The sequence below is a fragment of the Gordonia sp. LUNF6 genome (assembly GCF_047041125.1).
Lineage (GTDB): Bacteria > Actinomycetota > Actinomycetes > Mycobacteriales > Mycobacteriaceae > Gordonia > Gordonia sihwensis.
The window spans coordinates 3,512,574-3,536,711 of record NZ_CP178181.1; the positions used below are offsets into that span (position 1 = coordinate 3,512,574).

The window sequence follows — 24,138 nt, forward strand, 5'->3', positions numbered from 1 at the left end:
ATGGCGGCATCGGCCACCCCGAGGGGTGCCGACGCCGCCATCGTCGTCTGTGCGGTCTCGCCGCGGGCCCGTGCGGGCCGTCGGTTCAGCTGGAGGTTCCCGGCGTCGTGGTCGCCGATCCCGACTGGCCCGGCGTCTGCTGCCCGGGAGTCTGGTTCTGATCGGGGGTCTGGTTCTGCTGCCCCGGCGTCTGGCCGTCGCCGTTGGCCGATCCCGGCGGCATCATGCGCCACCGCTGACCACCGAGGCCGTTGCGCTCCTGCCCCATGAATCCGCGCATGGTCGCTCCGCGCTCGTATCGCGCCTCGTTCTGCCTGTGGTGGCCGCCGGTGTGGTCACCCGTGACGTAGCCGGCACCGAAGGCGAGTCCCAGACACGCGATGGCTCCGACAACCGCTCCCCCGACGAGCCACTTGCGCCGCACCTCGACGGTCTGCGGGCCGGTGGATGCCGGAGCCGCGACCAGAGGCGGCCGGTGATGGGCCGCCCCGGGCTGTCCCGGCGCGGCCGCCGGGTCGGCGGGCGGCGTTCCGGCGACCGGTGCGATCGGCTCGGTCGGGGCCGTGGTGCTCGTGGGGTCCGGTCCGGCCTGCGGGTCGGGCTGGTGGTCGGCTTGGGGCTCGGTCTGCCCGCCGGGGGCCTCCGAGTCGTCGTGCTGGGGTCGGTTGGGGTCAGTCATCCTGGTCGATCCTCGTGTCCGGTGGCGACGCAGTCATCGCCGTCGACCATCGAGGGAACCCGCCGAATCTGTGAGGTCGCTGGGACGCCCGTACCGGTTCGCTTCGGGTTCGGCGAGGCGCGGCCCGCACCGATACCGCCCTCACCCGCACGGCGCTCAGCCGGCGAAGCTCACCTGATAGATCACTGTCGAGGCCCCGGCCGATGCCGTCGACGACAGTCCCACGTTGACCCACAGTTGCCTGCCGTCGACGTCCTTGCTCAGCAGCACCGACTTCGACTGGGGGTCGTCGACCCGGGAGGACTCCGCGAAACCGGCATCGGTGAGCTTCGTGACCGCGTTGGTCAACGGGTTGCCGTCGGAGGCGTGCGCTTGCACCGTGACCTGCCACTGGGGCGATTCGCCCGATGCGGTGAGCACCGCTCCGTCGACCATCGGCACGTCTGATTCGGGGAAGTCGGACGGCAGCGCGACACCCGGCCGCGACGGCTCGTCATCGGAACCGCATGCGACGAACAGCGCACCCGCACACACCATGATCAGCGCTGCTGCCAGCAGTCTGCGAAAATCCTTCATATCGAAAACGGTAAGGTAGACCTCAAGTTCTCGTCACCACGACACCCCGCCCGCCCGTCCTCGACACAAGTCGGAGTGCCATTTTGATCCTGGTATTGATCGCCCTGGCCGTCAGTGCGCTCATTTCACCACCGATCATCAAGACTCTCGGCTCCCGCGGTTTCTACGTCCTGGCGCTCGCTCCGGCGGCCGGGCTGGCATGGGTGGTCGCCAACTGGCCGGCCCCGGGCGCACCGCCCCGCGTGGAGACGATCGAGTGGATCCCCAGCCTGCAGATGGACATCGTGCTGCGGTTCGACACTCTGTCGGCCGTCATGTCGGTGCTGATCCTGGGCGTCGGCGCACTGGTGCTGATCTACTGCGCCAACTACTTCCAGCAGATGCGCCGGAGAGTCGCGGTCTTCGGCGGCGAACTCGTGGCCTTCGCAGGCGCGATGTTCGGCCTCGTCGTCAGCGACAACACGCTGGTCATGTACGTGTTCTGGGAGGCGACGACGGTCCTGTCGTTCATGCTCGTCGGATTCAACACGGTTCGCGCCACCTCGCGCCGCGCCGCGACCCAGGCCCTGCTGGTCACCACCTTCGGCGGGCTGGCGATGCTCGTCGGCATCATCATGCTGGGCGAGCGGACCGGAAGCTACCTGCTGTCGGACCTCGTCGCCCATCCGCCGGCCGGCAGCGTCTACATCGACGTCGCGGTGATCCTGGTGCTGATCGGCGCCCTCTCGAAGTCGGCCATCGTCCCGTTCCACTTCTGGCTTCCCGGCGCGATGGCCGCTCCCACCCCGGTCAGCGCATACCTGCACGCCGCGGCCATGGTGAAGGCGGGCGTGTACCTCGTGGCGCGGCTCGCACCGGCCTTCGCACCCCTTCTGAGCTGGCAGATACCGGTCATCGGACTCGGTCTGCTCACGATGGTGCTCGGCGGATGGCGATCGTTGCGCGAACTGGACCTCAAACTCGTCCTCGCCTTCGGCACGGTGTCGCAGCTCGGTTTCATCACCGTGCTGGTGGGTGTGGGCGACGCCAACGTCGCAATGGCCGGCCTGGCCATGGTGGTGGCGCACGCGATGTTCAAAGCGTGCCTGTTCATGGTGGTCGGCATCATCGACAAGTCCACCGGAACCCGCGACATCCGCAAGCTCGCACGCCTCGGCGCACGACTGCCCGGGCTCGCCGCGGTCGCCGCGGTGGCCGGCGCCAGCATGGCCGGCCTGCCGTTCACCTTCGGCTTCGTCGGCAAGGAGACCGCCTTCGGCAGCGTCTGGGACACCGGCGCGCTCTCCCCGATGCAGCGGCACGCAGTCGACGTGGTGCTGCTGGTGGGTTCGGTCATCACGTTCGCGTACACCACGCGCTTCCTGTGGGGCGCGTTCGGACGCAAGGTCCGCCGCCTGCCGACCAGGGCCGTCGCACAGCTCGACCAGCCCGCCGTCATGTTCCTCGTCCCTCCGGCACTGCTGTCGGCGGCCGGCGTGGTCGCGGCGTTCGCGTCGGGATGGATCGGCTCGCTGTTCGAGCCCTATGCGCAGTCGCTGCCCGCCTACGGCGAGGAGATCGAGCATCTCGCGCAGTGGCACGGCTTCGGTCTCCCGGTCGTCTTCTCGATCATCGTGGTCGCCGGCGGCGCCGGCCTGTTCCTGTTCCTGCGTGCGCGCCGCGCGCACGTCTTCGTTCATCCGCCGCGGCTCAACGCCGACCGGATCTACGACGGCGCGCTGCGCACCGCCGACACCGTCTCCCTCTGGGTCACCCGCAACACCCAACGCGGTTCACTGCCCATCACCCAGGGCGTGATCCTCTCGACCGCGGTGATCCTGCCCGTCAGCGTGTTGTTCCTGGGACGCAGGCAGTCGCTGCACCTGGCGGGATTCGACACCGTCGAAGAGATCGTCATCGGCTTCGTGATGGTCGCCGCGGCGATCGCGACGGCCGTGCTGCGCAACCGCCTCGCCGGCCTGCTGACCCTCGGCATCACCGGATACGGCTGCGGCGCCCTGTTCGCCATGTACGGCGCCCCGGATCTCGCACTGACCCAGTTTCTGGTGGAGAGCCTGACACTGGTCGTGTTCGTGCTGGTCCTGCGCAAACTTCCGTCGGAGGCGACCCCGAAGCTGCGCACCGGTCATCGCCCCATCCGCATCGCGATCTCCGTCGCCTTCGGTGCGATGCTGGTGGTGATCGGGCTGTTCGCCGCAGCGGCACGGTCCACCGAGCCACTGCACGTCTACCTCGGCGACGCCGCGTACGAGTTCGGTCACGGAGCCAACGCGGTCAACGTCCTGCTCGTCGACATCCGCGCCTGGGACACCCTCGGCGAGATCTCCGTCCTGATCGTCGCGGCGACCGGAGTGGCCTCGATGGTGTTCCGGAGCCGCCGGTTCGGCGCCGTCCCCCGGGTCACCGACTCGGCACTCGCTCAGCGCCGCAACGGGGACGACGCCGCACACGGGCGCACCACGTGGCTGCGCGGCAGCGAGATGCGTGATCCGGCGCAGCGGTCGCTGATCCTCGAGGCCACCACGCGGCTCGTCTTCCCGACCCTGGTGGTGCTCTCGGTCTACTTCTTCTTCGCCGGACACAACGCACCGGGAGGCGGGTTCGCCGGCGGTCTGGTGATGGGCCTGGCCCTGGTGCTCCGCTACCTCGCGGGCGGACGCTACGAACTCGGCGAGGCGATGAGAGTGGAGGCAGGCACCATCCTCGGCGCCGGGCTCGCGGTCTCGGCGACCACCGCGGCGGTGTCCCTGGCGCTCGGTGCTCCGGCGCTCTCGTCCGCCGTCATCGATCTGAGCCTGCCGGTCTTCGGCGAGTTCCACATCGTCACCGCCCTGTTCTTCGACCTCGGCATCTACCTGATCGTGGTGGGGCTGGTCCTGGACATCCTCCGGAGCCTCGGCGCCCGGCTCGACGTGGCCGACGCCCCGCCGGAGCCCGCCGAACCGGCCGCTCCCGAGCCCGAGGAGGTGAGGTGATGTCGGTGAACCTGGGCCTGTTGATCGTGGCCGGAGCCATGGCCGCCGCGGGCGTCTACCTGCTGACCGAGCGCAGCCTCATCCGCATGCTGTTCGGCCTGCTGCTGGCGGGCAACGCGTTGAATCTGATGATCCTCGTCCTCGCCGGTCCGCCCGGCCATCCGCCGATCCGCGGGCGCGAATCCGACGGGGCGAGCTTCGACACCGACCCGCTGGCGCAGGGAATGATCCTGACCGCGATCGTCATCACCTTGGGCATCGCGGCCTTCGTCCTGGCCGTCACCTACCGGCTCTTCAAGATCAATCAGGCCGCCGAGGAGGAGAAGCTGCCGCCGGGCGCGGAGGCAGCGACCGACGACGAACTCGGCGACGACGAGGAAGACATCAAGATCCTCACGGGAACACCCGAGTCCCAGCCCGATCGCGATCTCAGCGACGATCCGGCCACCGGCGCCGACACCGTCGCGGGCGACCTGTTCGACAAGTACGGCAACCCGCTGACGCCGGAGGAGTTCATCGCGGCGCACCTCAACGTCCACGAGCCGGACCTGATGCCCGAGGACGCCGAGGTCCTGGAGTACCTGCCTTACGACGGCGACGAGATGCCGCGGGACGCGGACGAACCGAACGACGACGAGCACGCGAAGGGGGCACGATGACGCCGCAGACGTCCTGGATCCCGGTCCTCATCGTGCTGCCGACGATGGTTCCGCTGCTGGCGGCCGCCGTGACGCTGCTGGCCGGCCGGAGCCCCACCATCCAGCGCGCGGTCTCGGTGTCCGCCATCGGCGTCGCGCTGATCGCGTCCGGCCTGATGCTCTACCTCACCAGCGCTCACGGGACCTTCGCGGTCAACGTCGGCGGCTGGGACGGCCGCGGCATCGCGGGTACGCCGCTCGGCATCACCTTGGTGGTCGACCGCCTCGCGGCGCTGATGCTGGTCATCTCGCTGACCGTGCTGCTGTGCGTCGTGGTCTACGCGATCGGGCAGGGCATCAGGGACGGAACCACCGAGCAGCCGGTGTCGATCTTCCTGCCGACCTATCTCATCCTGACCGCGGGCGTCTGCAATTCGTTCCTCGCGGGCGACCTGTTCAACCTGTACGTCTCGTTCGAGGTGCTCCTCGCGGCGAGCTTCGTCCTGCTCACCCTGGGCGCCAGCGCCGAGCGCGTGCGAGCCGGCGCGTCGTACATCATGGTGTCGATGGTGTCGTCGCTGATCTTCCTGGCCGGCATCGCCTTCGCCTATGCGACCACCGGAACCCTCAATCTCGCCGAGATGGCCGTCCGGCTCGACGACGTGCCCGACGGCACCCGCAACGCGCTGTACGCGGTCCTGCTGGTGGCCTTCGGCATCAAAGCGGCCGTGTTCCCCCTCTCGACGTGGCTTCCCGACTCCTATCCGACCGCTCCGGCCCCGGTGACCGCGGTGTTCGCGGGTCTGCTGACGAAGGTCGGCGTGTACGCGCTGATCCGCACGCACACCCTGCTGTTCCCCGGCGGATCGATGGACAACGTGCTCATGATCGCGGGACTGCTGACCATGCTCGTCGGCATCTTCGGCGCCATAGCGCAGTCGGACATCAAGCGACTGCTGTCGTTCACGCTGGTGAGCCACATCGGCTACATGGTGTTCGGCATCGCCGTCGGTTCCGAGCTGTCCACCTCGGCGGCGATCTTCTACGTCGCCCACCACATCCTCGTGCAGACCACGCTGTTCCTGGTGGTGGGACTGATCGAACGGCAGGCGGGGTCGGCGTCGCTGCGGCGCCTCGGCGGACTCATCGCGAGTCCGCTGCTGGCCGGGCTGTTCCTGATCCCGGCGCTGAATCTCGGCGGCATTCCACCGTTCTCGGGATTCATCGGCAAGGTCGCGCTGCTGGAGGCCGGTGCCCAGGACGGATCGGTGCTGGCGTGGGTGCTGGTCGCCGGGTCGGTCGTCACCAGCCTGCTCACCCTGTACGTGATGGCCCGTATCTGGACCAAGGCGTTCTGGCGGGCCCGCGCCGACGCGCCCGACGGCGCCATGGCGTCGAGCACCGCGTCCGCGCTCATCGAAGAGGGCACCGACGTCCTGCTCGAGGAACGCGAGGACGTGGGCCGGATGCCGGTGGCCATGGTGCTGCCCACGATGGCGATGGTGGCCGCCGGTCTGGCGCTGACGCTGTGGGGCGGGCCCATCTTCCACTTCACCGACGACGCCGCACACGGCGTCCTCGACCGCAGCGAGTACATCTCGACGGTTCTGCACGGGCCCGACCCCGCGCACGCCACCGACGGAGGCCGGCCATGAGCAACACGCCGTTCCCAGACAAGCCGCACGCGAAACCCGTCGGAAAGCGCCCGGTGGCCGCATTCTTCGGCAACCTGTGGCGGGTCACCCTGGTGCACCTGGCCTGGCCCGCGGTCCGGACCTACGTCTGGCTGAACGAGAACCTGCACGCCCCGGCCTGGGCCGGCGGCTCACTGCGCGAGTTCGGCCTGCGACTGTGGGGCTTCGCCTGGCTCACCTTCGTCTGGGTGCTTCTCTGGGGCGACGTCACCTGGGCCAACATCGTGGTCGGCGCGTTGATCGCCCTGCTGGTGATGGTCCTGCTGCCGCTGCCGCGGGTGCCGGTGGAGGGTCGGTTTCACCCGCTCTCGGCGCTCAAGCTCGTCGGCACGATGATCTACAACTTCTTCCTCTCCAGCGCTCAGGTGGCGTGGGCCGCGGTGAAGCCGGGCGAACCGCCGCTCGGTGCGGTGGTCCGCGTGCACATGGCCATCAAATCCGACCTCACGCTCACGCTGGCCGTCGACTACATCAACCTGGTGCCCGGCACCATGGTGGTCGAGATCGATCAAGACCAGCGGATGCTGTACATCCACGTCTTCGACGTGCGCAAACAGAAGTACATCGACGAGTTCCTGAAGCAGATGGCCTACGTGGAGCGACAGTTCATCAAGACCTTCGAGCGCGACGACGAGTGGCATCCGAGTCCGTTCCACGGAATCGACGACGATTACCATCACGTCCCGTTCGCCGACCGCCGTCGGGTGGTCGAGCAGGAGCGCTCACGGAAGGAGAAGGCATGACCGTCGTCTGGATCATCAGTGCCGCGATGCTGCTCACCGCCGTGCTCCTGACCGTCTATCGCACGCTTCGCGGGCCCTCGACCCTCGATCGGCTCGTCGGCGTGGACGCGCTGGTCGCCATCGCGATCTCCGGTCTGTCGGTGTGGGTGGCCTACACCACCGACACCACCGTGGTCCCGGGCATCGTGGCGCTGAGCCTGGTGGGTTTCATCGGGTCGATCGCCGTGGCCCGTTTCCGAGTGAGGGACGACCAGTGATCCTCGACGTCGTGGCCGCGGCGCTGATCCTGCTCGGCTCGCTGCTGGCCCTCACCGCCGCCATCGGGATCGTCCGATTCCCCGACACGCTGAGCCGGATGCACGCCGCGACCAAGCCTCAGACGTTCGGCATGATCCTGGTGCTCGCGGGCACCTTCATCAGGCTCGACAGCCACCCGGACGGCGGAATGCTGGTCCTGACCGGCTTGTTCGCACTCATCACCGCGCCGGTGGTCGCCCAGCGCGTCGGCCGCCTCGTGTATCGCGAGCAGGCCCTGGGGGAGGACGTTCTGGACGAGGACGAACTGTCCTCGCGAAACGGCGGGTAGCGCCACCGCGGTCGCGGACGCGTCCGCTAACCGAGTTCGGCGACCACCGAGTCGACCACCTTGCGCATGTCGCCGGTCTCGGAGAGGACCCGGCGCTGCCGCTGGTAGCTGGCGCCGCCGGTGATGATGTCGGCGACCGTACCCAGTTCCTCGAGGCAGCCCAGCGACGCCGCCACCGGTTCCAGACGCACCAGCAGTTCGGCGAGGTCCTCGGTCACGAGGCGCTCCGAGCATTCGGCGTCTTGGATGATGATCGCATCGAGCCCGTAGCGGGCGGCGCGCCACTTGTTCTCCTGCACCAGCCACGGAGCCATCTGCGGCAACGTCTGTCCCGCCGACAGGCGCCGGTCGAGGTCGACGATCAAGCAATGGGTCAGGGCGACGATCGCCGCGAGTTCACGCCGGTTCGACACTCCGTCGCAGACCCGCACCTCGATGGTTCCCAGATGGGGCGACGGCCGGATGTCCCAGCGGATCTCGTTGAGGTGGTCGATGATCCCGGTGGTCTTCTGGTCCTGCGCGAAGCCCTCGAACTCCGACCACGACTCGAATTGGAACGGCAGCCCCGCCGTCGGCAACTGCTGGAACATCATCGCGCGGTTGCTCGCATACCCCGTCGAGCGTCCGGCCCACATCGGCGACGACGCGGACAGCGCGAGCAGATGCGGATAGAACTTCAGCAGCGACGACAGGATCGGCAGCACCTTGTCGCGGCTGTCGATGCCCACGTGCACGTGCACGCCCCAGATCAGCATCTGCCTGCCCCACCACTGCGTCCGCTCGATCAACTCGGCGTATCGGTGGCCTTCGGTGAGTTGCTGCGCGGACCACTCCGCGAAGGGGTGGGTTCCCGCCCCGTACAGATCGATGCCGATCTCGTCGCACAGCCCGCGCACCACGTCGAGCGACCCGCCGAGATCGTCCATGGCCTCGCCGACGGTGGTGCAGATGCCGGTGACCAATTCCACCGTGTTGCGCAGCAGTTCGCGATGGATCTTGTCGCGTTGATCGCCGGCGCGCGCATCGACGAGCTCGAAGAGCCGGTCTGCGGCGTTCGACAGGTCGCGACTCGACTTGTCGACCAGGGCGAGTTCCCACTCGACCCCGAGCGTCGGCTTCGGCGACCCGTGGAACGGGATCGCCGCCGGAGTGGTCACCGCGGCTCCTTGCCTCGGGTCGGCGCTAGCTGGTCTGCGAGATCACGCCGCAGGCCAGGCGCGGTGCCTCAGAGCCGCCGTCGGCGAGATCGTGGAGGATGACGGCCTTGCCGCGGATGTCCTGGACGGTGAACGCGTCGGTGGTGGTGCTGGCGCTGGCGGTGCCGTCCTTGAGGACGTTCAGCGTGGCCAGATCGCCCGACTCCGGCTTGCCGGTGTGACCGTCGGCCTGGAAGTGACCGCCGGCGGTGGAGAACCCGGTCGCGGGCTCGCACTTGCCGACCGTGTGGATGTGGATGCCGTGCTCGCCCGGCTTCACACCGGCCACCCGCATCGACACCTTCACGGCCTCGCCCTCCTGCGAGAAGCTGACGAAGCCCACGCGGTTGCCGTCCTTGTTGACCAGGGTGGTCGACGCGGACTGCGCGCTCGCCGGGATGCCGTCGGCGTTCACGACGTCGCCGGGAGCCACCTGGTCGCCGGTAACGACCGCGGGGGTGGTGCCGGGCACGTCACTCGGCTGCTCGTTCGGGGTGCAGGCCGAGAGTGCCAGGGCCGCGCCGCCCGCGGCGGCCACGGCCGCCATGACCCGGACGGTCGAAGCGCGATTGGTGCTACGGACGGTCATGTGTGCTCCTTAGTCGTCGGCGCTGTGGTCGGCTGGGCGGATGTCCATCCGCTTCGCGTGCACGTTGGGGCTGTTGCCGTGTTCGCTGATGTTTACTGTTCGCCAATGATTATGACGGGTGCGTCCGGCCCGCGTGCTACCGGCTCACCACCACGACCGGCAGGCCCTCCGGGCAACGCGTGAAAGCCGTCGGCCGGGGGTTCAGGGCGGCACCGCCCGGCACGGCCGCGGCCACCTTCTTGGCGGCCTCCTCCTGCTCGGGGGAGTAGAAGATGGTGTTCTCGCTGACGCTGGACGTGCTCAGGTTCGCCGTCTCACCGACCTTGAATCCGGCGGCCGTGAGCTCCTTGCTGACCGAACCGGCCAGACCGGTCACGTTGCCGGCATTGAGGACGCACAGTTCGGGCACGCCTTCGGTGTCCGCGGCGGGCGCGGTGCTGCTGGACGGAGACTTGCTCGACGTCGCCTGCTCCTGCTGCTTCTCCGACTCGGCGGCGGCCTGTGCGCTCTGCCCGGCGGCCTTGAGGCCGGCGTCGGGATCTTCACCGCTGGTCGTCAACTGATGGATGCCGAGGCCGAGGCAGACGACCGCGATCGCCAACAGCAGCATGGCACCCGCACGCAGCGGAAGTCGGTTGTTCTCTCGCTCAGCATTCATCACGGCAACTCTAACCCACCGGCCACCCGCGCAGCCCGTGCGCCGGCCGCGCCCGCGTCAGGTGATCTCGAACCCGAGCCGTCGTGCCGCGCGGGCCTTCTGGCGCGAGGCGCGGAGCCGGCGCAGACGCTTCACCAGCATCGGATCGGCGGCGAGCGCCTCCGGGCGGTCCACCAGTGCCCCCAGCACCTGGTAGTAGCGGGTCGCGGACAGGTTGAACAGTTCCTTGATCGCGTCTTCCTTGGATCCCGCGTACTTCCACCACTGCCGCTCGAAGTTCAGGATCTCCCGCTCACGCCGGGTCAGTCCGTCGGGACCCACCTCGTGGGGGTCGAGGTTCGCAGCCTGGTCGCGGGCTCCGTCGATCGCCGAGGGGTCGTCGCCCTGCGGGCTACTCGCCGTTGCGCCGTTCATCTCGCTCCTCAAACAGCTGGACCGTGCATTCACACCGGCTCGCACGCCGCCTCGGCGCACGAATGACATCAGTGTGGTTCCGTCGAACATCTAACCACGATCGCGGCCGCCGTCCGTGCCGACGCACCGCAGCGAAACCGGACCTCTCGCGCAGTAGACTGCTCTGTCATGGCAATTCTCCCGATCTGCATCATCGGCGAACCCGTGCTGCACCAGCCGACCACCCCGGTCGAACTCGACGCCGACTCGAAGCCCTCGGCCGAGATCGTCGCTCTGCTCGACGACATGTACGAGACCATGGACGCCGCCAACGGCGTCGGACTCGCGGCGAATCAAGTGGGCCGGCCGCTCCGGATGTTCGTCTACGACTGCCCCGACGCCGGCGTGCGCCGGCGCGGCGAGGTGATCAATCCGATCCTGGAGACCTCCGAGATCCCCGAGACGATGCCCGATCCCGACGACAACGACGAAGGCTGTCTCTCGGTGCCCGGGGAGGGCTTTCCGACGGGGCGGGCCGACTGGGCCAAGGTGGTCGGCACCGACCGCAACGGCGACCGCGTCGAGATCGAGGGCACCGGATTCTTCGCCCGGATGCTGCAGCACGAGACCGGACACCTCGACGGATTCCTTTACGTCGACGTGCTGATCGGGCGCAACGCGCGGGCGGCCAAGAAGGCGATCAAGCGCAACGGCTGGGGCGTGCCCGGCCTCACCTGGCTGCCGGGCACCGTCACCGATCCGTTCGGCCACGACGACTGACCCGCCCGCCGTGCCGTCGCCGGACCCGTCGCCCGTCTCTCGCGGACCGCAGCCCGCGGTCGGCGATCGAGTGGTGGTCCGGTACCGGCTCGGCGCCGACGCGCCCGCCGATTGGCGGGCCTCACCCAATCCCCCGACCGATCGCTCCCCCAGCCTGTCGGACATCACCGGGCTGCTCCGGGAGCGGACCGGCGAGGCGATCGTCGTCGAGCGCGACGGCGTCCGCCACCGCATCCGCACCGATGCGATCACGTCGGTGCGACTGCTCTCGCGACGGGTGGTGCGCAACTCCGAGATCCGCGGCGTGGAGCGAGCGCTGATGCGCGCCGCACCGGCCGCCGAGCGAACCGAGACCGACGGGTGGCTCGTCAACGGCGCCGGCGACTCTCTGCGGTCGGGAGCCGCGGCACCGGTCGACTTCGGCTCCACCGCGGCCGGTCTGCCCGCGGCGCTGCGCTGGCTCGACGGCCGGGGGCTGCCGCGCCGCGTGATCGTCGCCGACCGGCTGATGCGCGTCGCCTCGCTGGGTGCGGCGATCGCGAGTTCGGCCGATTACGAGGTGCTGATCGGGCCCGAGCCGACGGGCCCCACTCCGCCCGGCGACAGGGCGCCGATCGCCGACGGGGTGGTCGCGGTGACGGTGGCGGCGTCCGACGACTCGGCCCGCGCGGCGTGGCGAGCACTGAACTTCGAACTGCACCACACGTGCCGCCTGCTGGCTCTGTAGCGGCGGCGCGATGAATTACGGTGGACGGCGATGCCGAACTCCACCGACCCCGACCTGACCAGGCGACGAATCATCGCTTCGGCGCTCGCCGTCATCGCGCTGCTCGCCATCGCGGCGTTCACGTGGTGGATCGACGGCCGCGACAGCCCCGACGACGCGTCGTCCGCACCGACGTCCACGGCCGCCGGCCCGCTCCTCGGCACGTCCACGGCGGCGCCCGGCCCGGCGACGGTCGAGGCGAGGGGCGGCGACGCTCCCACCCGGGTCACCAAGACGCTGAACGAGATCGATTCGGGCCGGTGGCCGGAGGCGGCGAACGCCCCGGGCACCCACGGCGGCGACACCTTCCGGAACAACGAGCGCAAGCTGCCGGTCAAGTCCGCAGACGGGCGGCGCATCGTCTACAAGGAATGGGACGTCAACCCCAAGAAGCCGGGACGCGGACGTGACGCCGAACGCATCGTGACCGGCAGCGACGGGTCCGCCTGGTACACCCTCGACCACTATCGGACCTTCGTCCAGATCCGGGGGCCGTCGGCGTGACCACCGCTTCCCTGACCGAATTCCTCGCCGGCGAGGGCCCGGCGACAGCGCTCGCGATCGGCGACGTCACCACTTACCGCACCGGCGCAGCGGTCCGGCGGTTGCCGGGCGACCGGATGCGCACGTTGGACGGACTGTACGACCTCTTCGCCGCCGCATGGGACTTCCCCGGCCACTTCGGGCACAACAAAGACGCGTTCGACGACTGCATGGGCGACCTCCCCACCGGTCTGCGGACCCCCACCGGCGCTCGGGCGACGGCATTGCTGACCGTCGTCTCCGATGCCGGCCGACTCCTGGCCGACGCTCCGGAAGGCGACTTCGATTGGTTCGCCACCTCCCCCGCGCACTGGCGGGAGCGGCTGCGCCGATCGGGCCGCCGCTTCGGACTCGTCCTGCTCACGTCCGCCGACGACGCGGCCGCCGTCGCAGGCCGATGGGAGGGTGCCGGTGCGCCCCTGATGCGGTTGCGGCAGGATTGACGCCATGCGCCTGGCGACGTGGAACGTGAACTCGATCCGCGCCCGATCCGAGCAGGTCGTGGCATGGATGAATCGGCATGCGATCGATGTGCTCGCGATGCAGGAGACCAAGTGCACCGACGATCAGTTCCCGGTGATGAGTTTTCTGGCCCACGGCTACGACGTCGCGTTCCACGGGTCGAGCGGATACAACGGCGTCGCGATCGCGTCCCGGATCGGGGTGCACGACATCCACATCGGATTCGACGGGCAGCCGCTCTACGCCGGTGAACGGGAGGCGCGAGCCATCTCGGCGACCTGCGGTGGCGTGCGCGTCTGGAGCCTGTACGCCCCCAACGGGCGCGAGCCGGGACACGATCACTTCCAGTACAAACTCGACTGGCTCAGCGCCCTCGCCGATGTCACATCGCTGGAACTGTCGCACGATCCCGCCGCCCAGGTCGCTCTCGCCGGAGACTGGAATGTGGCGCCGACCGACGAGGACGTGTGGGACCCCGAGTACTTCGCGTCCCGCACGCACACCTCCGACGAGGAGCGCGCCGCCTTCCGCCGCTTCGTCGAAGGCGGATTCGTCGACAGCGCGGCCCCCTTCACCCCCGGTCCGGGGACCTACACCTTCTGGGACTACCAGGCCGGGCGCTTCGCCCGCAACGAGGGCATGCGCATCGACTTCGCGCTCTGCTCCCCCGCCTTGGACGACCGTATCCACGACGCCTTCATCGACCGCGACGCCCGCGCCGCGGAGGGCGCCAGCGATCACGCCCCCCTCGTGTTCGACCTGAGCTGATCCCGGCGGGTGCGCCGGTCGGTCCGCCTCAGGCGGAGGCCATCGCCACCATGCCGGGATGGGCGTCGAGGAAGTGCTTGGTGAAGGTGCACAGCGGCCGCACCTTGAGCTGGTTGTCGCGCATGTACTGCATGGCGCCGCCGGTGAGCCGAGTGGCCAGCCCGTGGCCGCTGTACTCGTCGTAGAGGACCGTGTGGAGGATCGTCACCACCTCGCCGTCGGGACCGTCGTCGATGCGATAGCCGAGCACGCCGACCAGGTCGCCGCCCACCCGCAACTCGAAGCGCTCCCGCTCCGGATTGTGGGACACCTCGGAGATCTGGTGCAGCAGCGAGCGCGCCGACTGCGGCGGATGCGAGTGACGGACTTTGCGATGCATTCGTTGACCTCCTGTGACCAGCGTCACAAGATTACGTTCGTTCGACGGGGAGACGCAAGTCACATCTGTCACATCTGCATCACGATGCGACGCGACCGGACGACGTGAGTATGGTGGGCACCGCACAACTTCACACGCGGGGGCTCCCACGGAACCGGGGGCTGAGATGGCGACAGGCGGTCGTCGACCGCCTGAACCTGTCCGGATAATGCCGGCGTAGGGAGGATCATCATGGGCACATCCATGCCTGGAACCACACGTGACGACGCCACCGCCGAGGTGACCTGCGGCCCCATCGAGGGCAGCAGCAAGGTCTACCTCGACGTCGACGGCATGGCCGTTCCCCAGCGTCGAGTGCATCTGACGAACGGCGAGCACCTCGACCTCTACGACACCTCCGGTCCGTACACCGACTCGTCGGCGACCATCGACCTCGAGAAGGGGCTGGCGAAGACGCGCGACTCCTGGGAACGGCCGGCACCGGTGCCCGTGGGCGGGCACGACGCGGCCACCCAGCTGGCCTGGGCACGCGCCGGGATCGTGACGCCGGAGATGAGATACATCGCCGCGCGCGAGGGCGTCGACGCCGAGCTGGTCCGCAGCGAAGTGGCCGCCGGACGCGCGGTGATTCCGGTCAATCACCGCCACCCCGAGTCGGAGCCGATGATCATCGGCAAGGCCTTCGCGGTGAAGGTGAACGCGAACATCGGCAACTCTGCCGTCACCTCGTCCATCGCCGAAGAGGTGGAGAAGATGGTCTGGGCCACCCGGTGGGGCGCCGACACCATCATGGATCTCTCGACCGGCAAGGACATCCACCTCACTCGCGAATGGATCCTGCGCAACTCCCCCGTCCCGGTCGGAACCGTGCCGATCTACCAGGCGCTCGAGAAGGTGAACGGCGATCCCACGCGCCTGACCTGGGAGATCTACCGCGACACCGTCATCGAACAGGCCGAACAGGGCGTCGACTACATGACCGTGCACGCCGGCGTGCTCCTGCGTTACGTCCCGCTGACCGCCAAGCGGGTGACCGGCATCGTCTCGCGCGGCGGCTCCATCATGGCCGCATGGTGTCTGGCCCACCACACTGAGTCGTTCCTGTACACGCACTTCGACGAGCTGTGCGAGATCTTCGCGCGGTACGACATCACCTTCTCGCTCGGCGACGGCCTGCGCCCCGGGTCCATCGCCGATGCGAACGACGAGGCGCAGTTCGCCGAACTGCGGACCCTGGGCGAGCTGACGAAGATCGCCAAGAGCCACGGCGTACAGGTGATGATCGAGGGCCCCGGGCACGTCCCGATGCACAAGATCGCCGAGAACGTCCGGCTCGAGGAAGAGCTGTGTGAGGAGGCCCCGTTCTACACGCTCGGCCCGCTCGCCACCGACATCGCGCCGGCCTACGACCACATCACCTCCGCGATCGGCGCCGCGATGATCGCGCAGGCCGGCACGGCGATGCTCTGCTACGTGACGCCGAAGGAGCACCTGGGGCTGCCGAACCGGGACGACGTGAAGGTCGGCGTCATCACCTACAAGATCGCGGCACACTCGGCCGACCTCGCCAAGGGTCATCCGCGCGCCCAGGAACGCGACGACGCCCTCAGCAAGGCGCGCTTCGAGTTCCGCTGGACCGATCAGTTCAACCTCGCGCTCGATCCCGACACGGCACGCGAGTACCACGATGAGACGATGCCCGCCGAGCCGGCGAAGACCGCGCACTTCTGCTCCATGTGCGGCCCCAAGTTCTGCTCCATGCGGATCTCGGCCGACGTCCGCACCTATGCACAGGAGAACGGGCTCGTCACGCAGGAGGACATCGACGCGCGGCTGGCACAGGACATGGCGGCCAAATCGGCCGAGTTCGCGGCGGCGGGAAACCAGGTGTACCTGCCGATCTCCGAGGCCGCCGCGCCGTGACCCTGCGGCTTCCGCAGGCCGGCCCCGGCGTCACCCCGGTCCGGGTGATGACCGTGGCCGGCTCCGATTCCGGCGGCGGCGCGGGCATTCAGGCCGATATGCGCACCTTCGCGATGCTCGGCCTGCACGCCTGCGTCGCGGTCACCGCGGTGACCGTGCAGAACTCCACCGGGGTCACCGGAATCCAGGAGATCGATCCGGCGGTGGTCGCGGCGCAGATGCACTCGGTGGTTCCCGACATCGGCGTCTGTGCGGTCAAGACGGGGATGCTGGCCTCCGATCCGATCATCACGGCGATCGCCGAGGCCGCGACGCAGCTCGGCATCGGCGGTGACACGGGAGTGCCGCTGGTGGTCGATCCCGTCTGCGCGTCGATGCACGGCGATCCCCTGCTGGCGTCCGACGCCCTCGGTGCGCTCACCGAGCGGTTGATGCCGCTCGCCACGGTCGTCACGCCGAACCTGGACGAGGTGCGCCTACTGACCGGGATCGACGTCGTGGACGGTGCGAGCCAACGGGCGGCCGCCGCGGCACTGCGCGAGACGGGCGCCCGGTGGGCCCTGGTGAAGGGCGGCCACCTGCGGGGCAGCGAACACAGCCCCGACATCCTGTACGACGGCCGAGAGTTCCTGGAGTTCCCGGGCAGACGCATCGACACCCCGCACGACCACGGTGCGGGCGACACCCTGGCCGCGGCGATCACCGGCGCGCTGGGCCACGGCTACCGCGTGCCCGACGCCGTGGCCTTCGCGAAGCGGTGGGTCACCCGCGGCCTGGCCGCCGCCTATCCGCTCGGCGCCGGCCACGGCCCGGTGAACCCGCTGTGGCGGCTCGATCCGGCGGCCGACTCCCCGCCGTGACCGGTGCCGGCCCCGCCGCTATCCGCGCACGCGGTGGCGATACTCCACCGGTCCGACGCCGTAGCGCTGCTTGAACCGGTTCCGGAAGGTCGCGACCGTCGGGAAGCCCGATGAGAGCGCGATGGTGCTGATCGAGGCGCCCGCGTTCTGCATGAGCATCTCGTGGGCGGTCTGCAGCCGGCGATCGGCGATCCGGCTCGCGAGCGAGGTGTCGCAGTTCTCGAAGTAGCGGTACAGCTGGCGGCGCGAGAGGTGCAGCCGCTCGGCGATCGCGTCCGGGGAGAAGCTGGGATCGCGGTGGTGGCGGTCGATGAGGTCGCGAGCGGCCTCCTGGACGAACAGGGCGTTGTCCTCGGTGCCGGTCGGAGAACCGTCGAGTTCCGACAGCGCGGCGACGATCAGATCGACGGCGGCCTGCTCCGAGACGGTGCCCGTCGCCTGCCCCGCATTGAGCGCCGAGGTCTCGGCGGCGAATCGGCGGACGAAGACCGCGGCCGCGCGGGCCAGCGGGGTGTTGGCCGCGATGGGACGCTGCAGCCGCTCGGCGATGTGGCGGTGCTTGCCGAGCCGATTGAACGGGATGAGCAGTCCGGACGGGTCGGCCACGGCGTTGGTCACCAGGCTGTGCGGGGTCGCGTTGCTGACGAACACCAGGTCGCCGGGGCCGTAGACGAACTCCCGGCCGTTCTGCCGGATGAGTGACTGTCCGCGCATACCGCTGACACTGACCACCAGAGAGTCCGACGGCTCGTTCCGCACCCGCTCCGCCGTGCGCTCCATCGTCATCGCGGGCTGCAGTGCGCAGTAGGTCACGATCGACGACAGACTCTGTGCGAAGCGCATCGCATGAAAGGTCTCCGGTTCCGCGATGCGGACGTCGACCGTCGGGCTGTAGGCGGTGGTGCCGGAATGGCCGGTGAACCGGTCCGGACGCGGGCGCGTCGGGACACTGCCGACGCCGAGCCGCGCTTCCCATTCGGCGACGGTGCGCGGAGTGAGCCGGGTCGCCAGTCCGGGACGTGCCGCCTGAGGGAACGAAGCGCGCGTATTGGACAGACTTGTCTTGGGCAGGGTTGCACTATGGGGCATGAGGAGACCTTCTACGCATGGGGGACATGGCGAGATGGGCCTGGCTTTGGGAGGGAGCCTTGCTTTCTCATCTGACATACTTGCACACCCAATTATCAGTGTCGAGCGAATCACCAAAAGCGCCAAGGTGATATTCGGGTCACATCGGGCGGGTCCGATCGGCAAACTTGCGTCGCAACTGTCACTACCTGGGGGTAACTGCTAGCAGGCCGGCATCGCGGCATACCCGGCGCGGTACTGTTCTGGGAGACCGCGGCGCGTCGACCCGCCGCGGCCCGCATCGTCTCGTCCTAGGAGCGCCCGTGACCCAGCCGCCGAACGACGGCCCCACGACACCCCCGTCGAGCGAGCCGCAGTACCCGGCGTCCGCGGGACAGACCGCCTACAGCAACCAGCCCGCGGGGTACGGCCCGCCGACCGGCCCTCCGGAACCCGTGACGGCCGCCGCCGCGGAGACCGCGGCCGTCCGGCGTTGGCGGATCATCACCGCGGTCGCCTGCCTCGCCGCCGCTCTCGTCATCGTCAGCTTCTTCCTCGTCGGCCAGAGCCGATCGTCCGACAGCCAGGCTCCGGTCACCGAGACCGTCGTCGACACCACCACGGTGATCTCGACGACCACCGGCAGCGCCGCCACGCGCACCGCGACCGACACCGTGACCGAGACCGCGACCGAGACAGCGACGTCGAACGCCACGGCCACGCGCACCGTGACCGACACGGTCACCAGGACCCGGACCGAGACCGACACCAAGACGGTGACCGAAACCGTCGCCCCGCCTGCGAAGTCGGGTTAGCCCACCGGACGCGAGGTCTCCGCGGACGCGGGCGCCCCTCCCGCCCTCGACTGCGCCAGCCGATCACGGAACTCATTGGGGCCCAGACCGTAGGCGCGGCGGAACCGGAAGCGGAAGGCGCCCAGCGACGCGAACCCGCACGCTCGTGCCACCAAGGCGATCGACGCCGCCGGGTTCGATATCAGCAGCACCCGCGCGGCCTGCAGTCGCCGGTCGGCGATCATCTCGGCGACGCTCCGGTCGCAGTCCTCGAAGTGGCGGTAGAACTGGCGCCGGGACAGGTGAAGGCGCCCGGCCAACACCGCCGGTGACAGCGACGGATCGCGGAAGTGCCGCTCGATGAGTTCGTGAGTCTGCTCCCGGACGTAGGCGGTGGTGCCGGACACGTCACCGGTCCGGCAGCCCGTCTCGGCGACCACAGCGGAGAGCATGTCGATCATCGCGATCTCGGCGGCCAGGGTCGGCGTCCGCACATCGCGCGCGATGACCGATGAGACGAACCCGCGGACACTGCGCGCCGCGACCGCCGCCAACAGGGTGTCGGGAATGAGTACACCGGCCGTGGCGAGCGTCCTCGCCCCGACTCCCAGTTCGTCGGCCGGGATCCGCAGCGCGGCCACGTCCGCCAGGTCACCGGACGACGGCGGTTCCGGCGAGCCGCCGGTCACGACCACGACGTGGTCGCCGGACGATCCCGCGGCGTCGGGCATCGCGATCAACAGGAAGTCGCCGTCCGGTGGGGGTTCGGAAACCTCCGCGTGCCACGTCAGCGGTGTGCGCAGCGCCCGTGTGGCCGTCACCACCGACAGCCTGCGCTGGTGGATCGCTGCGCCGAAAGTCTCCGGGTCAGCGCTCGCGAGCCGGTCGACGCCCACCATGTCCCGGTAGGCCGCCAGTCCCTGCCGCCCGCCGAGAACGAGCGGCGGATCGTCGTCGCACACGCCGACCGACCGGCTCCAGTCCCTGATCTCGTCCGGGGCGGGCCGGGCAGTCATCGTGCCGCCGATGCCCGTGGGAGGACGACGGCCGAGGCCAGGAAGAAGCAGATCGCGCCGACGAAGGTGCCCACGTTGGCGGCCACGGCATCGACGGTGATGCCGCCGACCGTGATGTAGGAGGCGACGGCGGAGACGCCGAATGCCACGCACCCGATGAAGTTGATCTGGCCCGACCACCAGTTCCGGTCACCGGGCGCCCACATCCGTCCCGTGGCGTGGGAGAAGGCGACGAGGACGAAGAACCCGCTCACCAGGAACGCCACCGAGCCGGCCGCGTCCGGAGTCCAGACGAGATGCTTCTCGCCGCGGATGGTGTGCGTCATGAGCGCCCCGCCGGTGCTGACGTTGAACAGCAGTGTGCCGAAGAACTGCGTCGCCGCCGCGAACCACTCGGCGCGAACCATCACCCCCGGCGCATACGAGACGGGGACGGTGGGACTGCCGCTGAGCACCAGTTGGATGAACGCCGCACCGGTGAAGAACCAGGAGCCGGCGAAATAGCAGATGTTCACGACGGACGCGCCGGCCCAGTTCCCGAAACCGGGAGCCGAGCCGATCGCGAACAGCGCAGAGCCGATCATGAAGCCGATGCACTGATGAACCACCGAGGGTGTCAGGATCCGGCTCGTCAGCGCCGTGGTGGCGTTGCGATTGGTCATGGACGGTACGTGTCTCCTGAGCGACTCCCCGCCGCTCGCCTCCCACATTGAGGAGACGAGCAGCGGACCACGGACGTCTAGTGGTGGAAGTGCGAGTTGTTGCCCTCACGCGGCATCGGCGCGTCGAGCTTCTCGAGGAAGTCGACCTCCGCGCGCAGATCGTCGAGCAACTTGTCGGCGAGATCGTGACTGAGCCCGGCCCGCACCACGATCCGTTGCACCGTCATGTCGGCGAGATCGTCGGCCAGCGGGTAGGCGGGCACCTGCCAGCCCTTCATCCGAAGCCGGTCCTGAAGGTCGTACAGGTTCCAGTTCGGGTTCGCGTCCTTCGTGAGCCGCCACGCGAACACCGGGATGGTGTCGCCCTTGCTGATCAACTCGAACGGGCCCATCTCCGCGATCGCCGACGACAGGTACTGCGCCACGTCGAGCGAACCCTGCTGGACGGCGGCATAGCCCGCCCGCCCCAGCCGCAGGAACTGGTAGTACTGCAGCAGCACCTGGGCGCCCGGCCGCGAGAAGTTCAGCGCGAGCGTCGGCATGTCTCCCCCCAGGTAACTGCAGTGGAAGATCATGCTCTCCGGGAGCGCCTCGGCGTCGCGCCAGACGATCCAGCCCACGCCCGGATACACCAGACCGAACTTGTGGCCGGAGGTGCTGACCGATGCGACACGGTCGACGCGGAAGTCCCACTCCAGATCCGGCTGGCAGAACGGCGCGATCATCGCACCCGAGGCACCGTCGACGTGGATGTGCACGTCGAGGCCGGTGTCCTTCTGGATCTGGTCGAGCTTGGCGGAGATCTCCTTCACCGGCTCGTACGCGCCCGTGTACGTCTGGCCCATGATCGCCACCACGCCGATCGTGTTCTCGTCGACGTACTTCTCGAGTTCATAGCCGTCGAGGAACAGATGCTCCTCGGTGATCGGCACCCAGCGAGGCTCCACCTCGAAGTAATTGCAGAACTTCTCCCAGCACACCTGCACCGCTGTCGACATCACCAGGTTCGGCTTCTCGATCGACTCACCCGCGGCCTTGCGCTTGGCCTGCCACCGGCGTTTGAGCGCCAGGCCGCCGAGCATGCAGGCCTCCGACGACCCGATGGTCGAGGTGCCGATCGCCTGGTCGACGTCGGGGTTGTGCCAGAGGTTGCCGAGGATACGCCAGCAGCGGTCCTCGATCGCCGCCGTCGCCGGGTACTCGTCCTTGTCGATCATGTTCTTGTCGACCGTCTGCATGTACAGGAGTTGCGCCTCCTTGTCCATGTAGGTCGAGACGAAGGTCGCCAGGTTGAGCCGGGCGTTTCCGTCGAGCATCGCCTCGTCGTGCACGATCTGATACGCCGTCTCCGGCAGCATCATCTCGTCGGGCATCTCGAACCGAGGCAGTTCGGTCGCCTCTCCCCCGCGGGTGAACACGGGACTGACGATCATCGAGTCGGTCGAACGCGAGTTGGGCATCTCTTCTCCTTCAACAGCGGTGGGTACAGCGCGGGAACTCGGCGCCGGTCAGACCTCGACTGGCGGATACAAGCGGTCCATCGTGTATTGGCGGTTGCGGTGTGCCGCCCATGTGGACCCTGCCATGAACAGCGCGGTCAGGCCCGCCACCACGGCGATCGCGATCCACAGTCGATGGTCGATTCCGCCGAGCGTCAGCTGGCGCAGACCGTTGACCGTGTAGGTCATCGGGTCCACCCAGTGGATGTACTGGAACGGGAGGGTCGTCGTCGGCACCGGATAGATGCCGCCCGCGGACGTCAGCTGGATCATCAGGAACGCGAGCGTGACCACCCGCCCGACGGCCGGCCCGAACAGCGCGTTGAACATCTGGATCATCGCCAGGAACATCGCGACGATCAGCAGCATGAAGCCGAATGTGGCCACCGGATACGCCGGGCGCATCCCGATCGCGAAGACGACCACCGCGTACAGGATCGCCGCCTGGAGGAAACCGACGGCGAAGGTCGGCGCATAGGATGCGAGCACCACCCGCAGCGAGTCGAGTCCCTGCGCCACCGGCCGAGCTTGGATCGGGGTGAACAGCATCCAGGCGATGATGCAGCCGACGAACAGCGCGAGCGAGAAGAAGAACGGTGCGAAACCGGTACCGAAGGTCGCGGCCTCGTGCTCGGTGTTCTCGGTGAGCTTGACCGGCTGCCCGAGGGTGTCGGCCAGTTCCTTCTTCTGCGCGGCGGACCAGTGCGGTATCGCTTCGACGCCCTGGTTCAGGCCCGACGCCAGTTCCTTGGAGCCGGAGGACAGTTCGACGAGACCGGCGGTGAGCTGGTCGGCGCCGGAACTGAGTTCGGCCGATCCGGCGCGGACCTTCACGAGATCGTCGTGCATGACGCCCGGCTCGAGAAGAGTCATCGCCATGCGCACCGGACTCGACGGATCGGCGAGCTCGCGGCTGACCGCGGCGGTGTCGGTGCTCAACTGCGCCAGCTCAGCCGAGCTCGGCAGATCGGGTCGCTGCGGAGTCGCCAGCTGGCGGCGCACGCCCTCGAGCGCCTGACCTGCAGCGCGGACCGCGGGGTCGGGATGTCCCTTCAGTTGCGCGGTGACGCGGGCGAGAGCCTGCGAGGCGTCGCTCTCCGCGGTGGCCGCGCCGCCGCTGATCGTGCTCAGTCCGGCCGCCGTCCGACTCATCCGGTCGGCCGCCGCGCTCAACTCGGCCGCGCTCATTCCGCGGCCCGGCGATTCCGAGAGCGCCATCAGCGGATCGGTCGCCTCGACGATCGCGTCGTTGAGTTCGTTCAACGCCGACGACAGCTTCGCCGAGCCGTCGTGCGCGGTGACCAGTCCGGCGCTCAGCTCGTTGGCCCCGTCGGCCGCCTGGGTCAGTTTCCCGACCATCGACCCCGCGTCGTTCAGAACGATCTCGAAGGTCTGGGAACCGACCTGCGCCGACACTTTGTTGACCACCTGCTGCGCGGCGTCCTGGCCCATGATGGTCGCGAGGTAGTTGTTCGCGTCGTTGTAGGTGAAGATCAGCTCGGCCGAGCCGGGCTCGCTCGACGTCGGCGAGGCCACCTTGGCGCTGAAGTCCTCGGGCAGGGTGATCGAGAAGTAGTACTTGCCGTCGGCGACACCCTGGGCGCCCTCCTCCTCGGACACCACGTGCAGGTCGAGCTGCTTCGAGTCGATGAGCCCCTGCACCACTTGGTCGCCGGCGTCGAGCTTGTTCCCCATCACTTCGGCGCCCTTGTCCAGGTTCACCAGAGCCACCGGGATCTTGTCGACGGCGTTGAACGGGTTCCAGAACGCCCACAGGTAGAGCGCACCGTAGAGCAGCGGCATCAGGATGATGACGGCCAGCGCGAGCCGTGGCATCCGCCCGCGGTAGTAACGCTTGAAATCGCTTCCCGGCGAAAAGGCGGCGAGCATG

General features: G+C 68.8%; 26 protein-coding genes and 1 riboswitch. Of the genes, 14 read left to right on the top strand and 12 right to left on the bottom strand.

The annotated features are described in order from the left end of the window. Positions 1-85: 85 nt before the first annotated feature. Together ACK8HH_RS16365 and ACK8HH_RS16370 are read right to left on the bottom strand one after the other, a co-directional pair. Positions 86-679 (bottom strand): hypothetical protein, encoded by a 594-nt coding sequence (locus tag ACK8HH_RS16365; protein ID WP_346076803.1) that lies wholly within the window; start codon positions 677-679, stop codon positions 86-88. A 156-nt stretch (positions 680-835) separates the two neighbouring features. Continuing rightward, on the bottom strand, positions 836-1,255 hold the full coding sequence (locus ACK8HH_RS16370; RefSeq protein ID WP_006898007.1) for a hypothetical protein: 420 nt from the start codon (positions 1,253-1,255) through the stop codon (positions 836-838). An 83-nt stretch (positions 1,256-1,338) separates the two neighbouring features. Here ACK8HH_RS16370 and ACK8HH_RS16375 point away from each other — a divergent pair, with 83 nt between their 5' ends. From ACK8HH_RS16375 to mnhG, 6 genes are read left to right on the top strand one after another with little or no spacing between them, the layout of a single operon-like run. Continuing rightward, on the top strand, positions 1,339-4,230 hold the full coding sequence (locus tag ACK8HH_RS16375) for a Na+/H+ antiporter subunit A (RefSeq protein WP_006898006.1): 2,892 nt from the start codon (positions 1,339-1,341) through the stop codon (positions 4,228-4,230). After that, the gene (locus tag ACK8HH_RS16380; protein WP_062366465.1) at positions 4,230-4,889 is read left to right on the top strand and encodes a Na(+)/H(+) antiporter subunit C; all 660 of its coding nucleotides are present in this window, start codon (positions 4,230-4,232) and stop codon (positions 4,887-4,889) included. Before ACK8HH_RS16375 ends, ACK8HH_RS16380 begins: the two co-directional genes overlap by 1 nt. After that, positions 4,886-6,523, top strand: coding sequence for a Na+/H+ antiporter subunit D (locus ACK8HH_RS16385; RefSeq protein ID WP_278125215.1), 1,638 nt, complete (start codon positions 4,886-4,888; stop codon positions 6,521-6,523). The genes ACK8HH_RS16380 and ACK8HH_RS16385 overlap by 4 nt, the downstream gene beginning before the upstream one ends. After that, positions 6,520-7,305, top strand: coding sequence for a Na+/H+ antiporter subunit E (locus tag ACK8HH_RS16390; RefSeq protein ID WP_412475357.1), 786 nt, complete (start codon positions 6,520-6,522; stop codon positions 7,303-7,305). Before ACK8HH_RS16385 ends, ACK8HH_RS16390 begins: the two co-directional genes overlap by 4 nt. Continuing rightward, complete coding sequence (locus ACK8HH_RS16395; RefSeq protein WP_006898002.1) at positions 7,302-7,562, top strand: monovalent cation/H+ antiporter complex subunit F; 261 nt, start codon at positions 7,302-7,304, stop codon at positions 7,560-7,562. The genes ACK8HH_RS16390 and ACK8HH_RS16395 overlap by 4 nt, the downstream gene beginning before the upstream one ends. Beyond that, entirely contained in the window at positions 7,559-7,891 is a 333-nt protein-coding gene (gene mnhG / locus ACK8HH_RS16400) for a monovalent cation/H(+) antiporter subunit G (RefSeq protein ID WP_006898001.1), read from the top strand. Before ACK8HH_RS16395 ends, mnhG begins: the two co-directional genes overlap by 4 nt. A 26-nt stretch (positions 7,892-7,917) precedes the next feature. Here mnhG and ACK8HH_RS16405 read toward each other — a convergent pair whose 3' ends face one another. The 4 genes from ACK8HH_RS16405 to ACK8HH_RS16420 all read right to left on the bottom strand — a co-directional run bounded on the left by ACK8HH_RS16405 (position 7,918) and on the right by ACK8HH_RS16420 (position 10,748). Continuing rightward, the gene (locus ACK8HH_RS16405) at positions 7,918-9,048 is read right to left on the bottom strand and encodes a glutamate--cysteine ligase (protein ID WP_412475358.1); all 1,131 of its coding nucleotides are present in this window, start codon (positions 9,046-9,048) and stop codon (positions 7,918-7,920) included. A 25-nt stretch (positions 9,049-9,073) separates the two neighbouring features. After that, positions 9,074-9,676 carry a superoxide dismutase family protein gene (locus tag ACK8HH_RS16410; protein ID WP_006897998.1) on the bottom strand — a complete coding sequence of 201 codons (603 nt, stop codon included), beginning with the start codon at positions 9,674-9,676 and terminating at the stop codon, positions 9,074-9,076. A 136-nt stretch (positions 9,677-9,812) separates the two neighbouring features. After that, on the bottom strand, positions 9,813-10,334 hold the full coding sequence (locus ACK8HH_RS16415; RefSeq protein WP_006897997.1) for a LytR C-terminal domain-containing protein: 522 nt from the start codon (positions 10,332-10,334) through the stop codon (positions 9,813-9,815). A gap of 57 nt (positions 10,335-10,391) precedes the next feature. Continuing rightward, complete coding sequence (locus ACK8HH_RS16420) at positions 10,392-10,748, bottom strand: DUF3263 domain-containing protein (protein WP_006897996.1); 357 nt, start codon at positions 10,746-10,748, stop codon at positions 10,392-10,394. Between the two features lie 168 nt (positions 10,749-10,916). Between ACK8HH_RS16420 and ACK8HH_RS16425 the strand changes: the two genes are divergently transcribed. The 5 genes from ACK8HH_RS16425 to ACK8HH_RS16445 are packed head-to-tail and all read left to right on the top strand — an operon-like array spanning position 10,917 to position 14,046. Then, positions 10,917-11,507 carry a peptide deformylase gene (locus tag ACK8HH_RS16425; RefSeq protein WP_045539684.1) on the top strand — a complete coding sequence of 197 codons (591 nt, stop codon included), beginning with the start codon at positions 10,917-10,919 and terminating at the stop codon, positions 11,505-11,507. A gap of 10 nt (positions 11,508-11,517) precedes the next feature. Then, positions 11,518-12,234: a GCN5 family acetyltransferase gene (locus ACK8HH_RS16430; RefSeq protein WP_260868776.1), complete on the top strand. Its 717-nt coding sequence runs from the start codon at positions 11,518-11,520 to the stop codon at positions 12,232-12,234. Positions 12,235-12,264: 30 nt separating this feature from the next. Further along, a complete protein-coding gene (locus tag ACK8HH_RS16435; protein ID WP_006897993.1) occupies positions 12,265-12,777 on the top strand; it encodes a ribonuclease domain-containing protein in 513 nt (170 codons plus the stop codon). Then, positions 12,774-13,259, top strand: a complete 486-nt coding sequence (locus ACK8HH_RS16440; protein ID WP_412475359.1) for a barstar family protein — start codon at positions 12,774-12,776, stop codon at positions 13,257-13,259. The genes ACK8HH_RS16435 and ACK8HH_RS16440 overlap by 4 nt, the downstream gene beginning before the upstream one ends. Before the next feature lie 4 nt (positions 13,260-13,263). Then, a complete protein-coding gene (locus ACK8HH_RS16445; protein ID WP_045540517.1) occupies positions 13,264-14,046 on the top strand; it encodes an exodeoxyribonuclease III in 783 nt (260 codons plus the stop codon). Positions 14,047-14,074: 28 nt separating this feature from the next. Here ACK8HH_RS16445 and ACK8HH_RS16450 read toward each other — a convergent pair whose 3' ends face one another. After that, a complete protein-coding gene (locus ACK8HH_RS16450; RefSeq protein WP_006897990.1) occupies positions 14,075-14,425 on the bottom strand; it encodes a GNAT family N-acetyltransferase in 351 nt (116 codons plus the stop codon). Positions 14,426-14,551: 126 nt separating this feature from the next. Continuing rightward, positions 14,552-14,665: riboswitch (TPP riboswitch) on the top strand. Here ACK8HH_RS16450 and thiC point away from each other — a divergent pair. Next, entirely contained in the window at positions 14,657-16,348 is a 1,692-nt protein-coding gene (gene thiC / locus ACK8HH_RS16455) for a phosphomethylpyrimidine synthase ThiC (RefSeq protein WP_082084081.1), read from the top strand. It overlaps the preceding riboswitch by 9 nt. Positions 16,349-16,395: 47 nt before the next feature. After that, a complete protein-coding gene (gene thiD / locus ACK8HH_RS16460; protein WP_062366550.1) occupies positions 16,396-17,208 on the top strand; it encodes a bifunctional hydroxymethylpyrimidine kinase/phosphomethylpyrimidine kinase in 813 nt (270 codons plus the stop codon). Between the two features lie 18 nt (positions 17,209-17,226). Here the strand turns inward: thiD and ACK8HH_RS16465 are convergent, their stop codons facing one another. Then, positions 17,227-18,297, bottom strand: a complete 1,071-nt coding sequence (locus ACK8HH_RS16465; RefSeq protein ID WP_412475360.1) for a helix-turn-helix domain-containing protein — start codon at positions 18,295-18,297, stop codon at positions 17,227-17,229. 302 nt (positions 18,298-18,599) lie between these two features. Here ACK8HH_RS16465 and ACK8HH_RS16470 point away from each other — a divergent pair, with 302 nt between their 5' ends. After that, positions 18,600-19,091 carry a hypothetical protein gene (locus ACK8HH_RS16470; protein WP_006897986.1) on the top strand — a complete coding sequence of 164 codons (492 nt, stop codon included), beginning with the start codon at positions 18,600-18,602 and terminating at the stop codon, positions 19,089-19,091. Here the strand turns inward: ACK8HH_RS16470 and ACK8HH_RS16475 are convergent. From ACK8HH_RS16475 to ACK8HH_RS16490, 4 genes are all read right to left on the bottom strand, one after another. Then, positions 19,088-20,086 (bottom strand): helix-turn-helix domain-containing protein, encoded by a 999-nt coding sequence (locus ACK8HH_RS16475; protein WP_375003451.1) that lies wholly within the window; start codon positions 20,084-20,086, stop codon positions 19,088-19,090. The genes ACK8HH_RS16470 and ACK8HH_RS16475 overlap by 4 nt on opposite strands. Next, positions 20,083-20,748, bottom strand: a complete 666-nt coding sequence (locus ACK8HH_RS16480) for a hypothetical protein (protein ID WP_006897984.1) — start codon at positions 20,746-20,748, stop codon at positions 20,083-20,085. The genes ACK8HH_RS16475 and ACK8HH_RS16480 overlap by 4 nt, the downstream gene beginning before the upstream one ends. A 77-nt stretch (positions 20,749-20,825) precedes the next feature. Beyond that, entirely contained in the window at positions 20,826-22,208 is a 1,383-nt protein-coding gene (locus ACK8HH_RS16485; RefSeq protein ID WP_006897983.1) for a glutamate decarboxylase, read from the bottom strand. A 48-nt stretch (positions 22,209-22,256) separates the two neighbouring features. Next, positions 22,257-24,137 (bottom strand): YhgE/Pip domain-containing protein, encoded by a 1,881-nt coding sequence (locus ACK8HH_RS16490; protein ID WP_006897982.1) that lies wholly within the window; start codon positions 24,135-24,137, stop codon positions 22,257-22,259. Position 24,138: the final 1 nt, after the last annotated feature.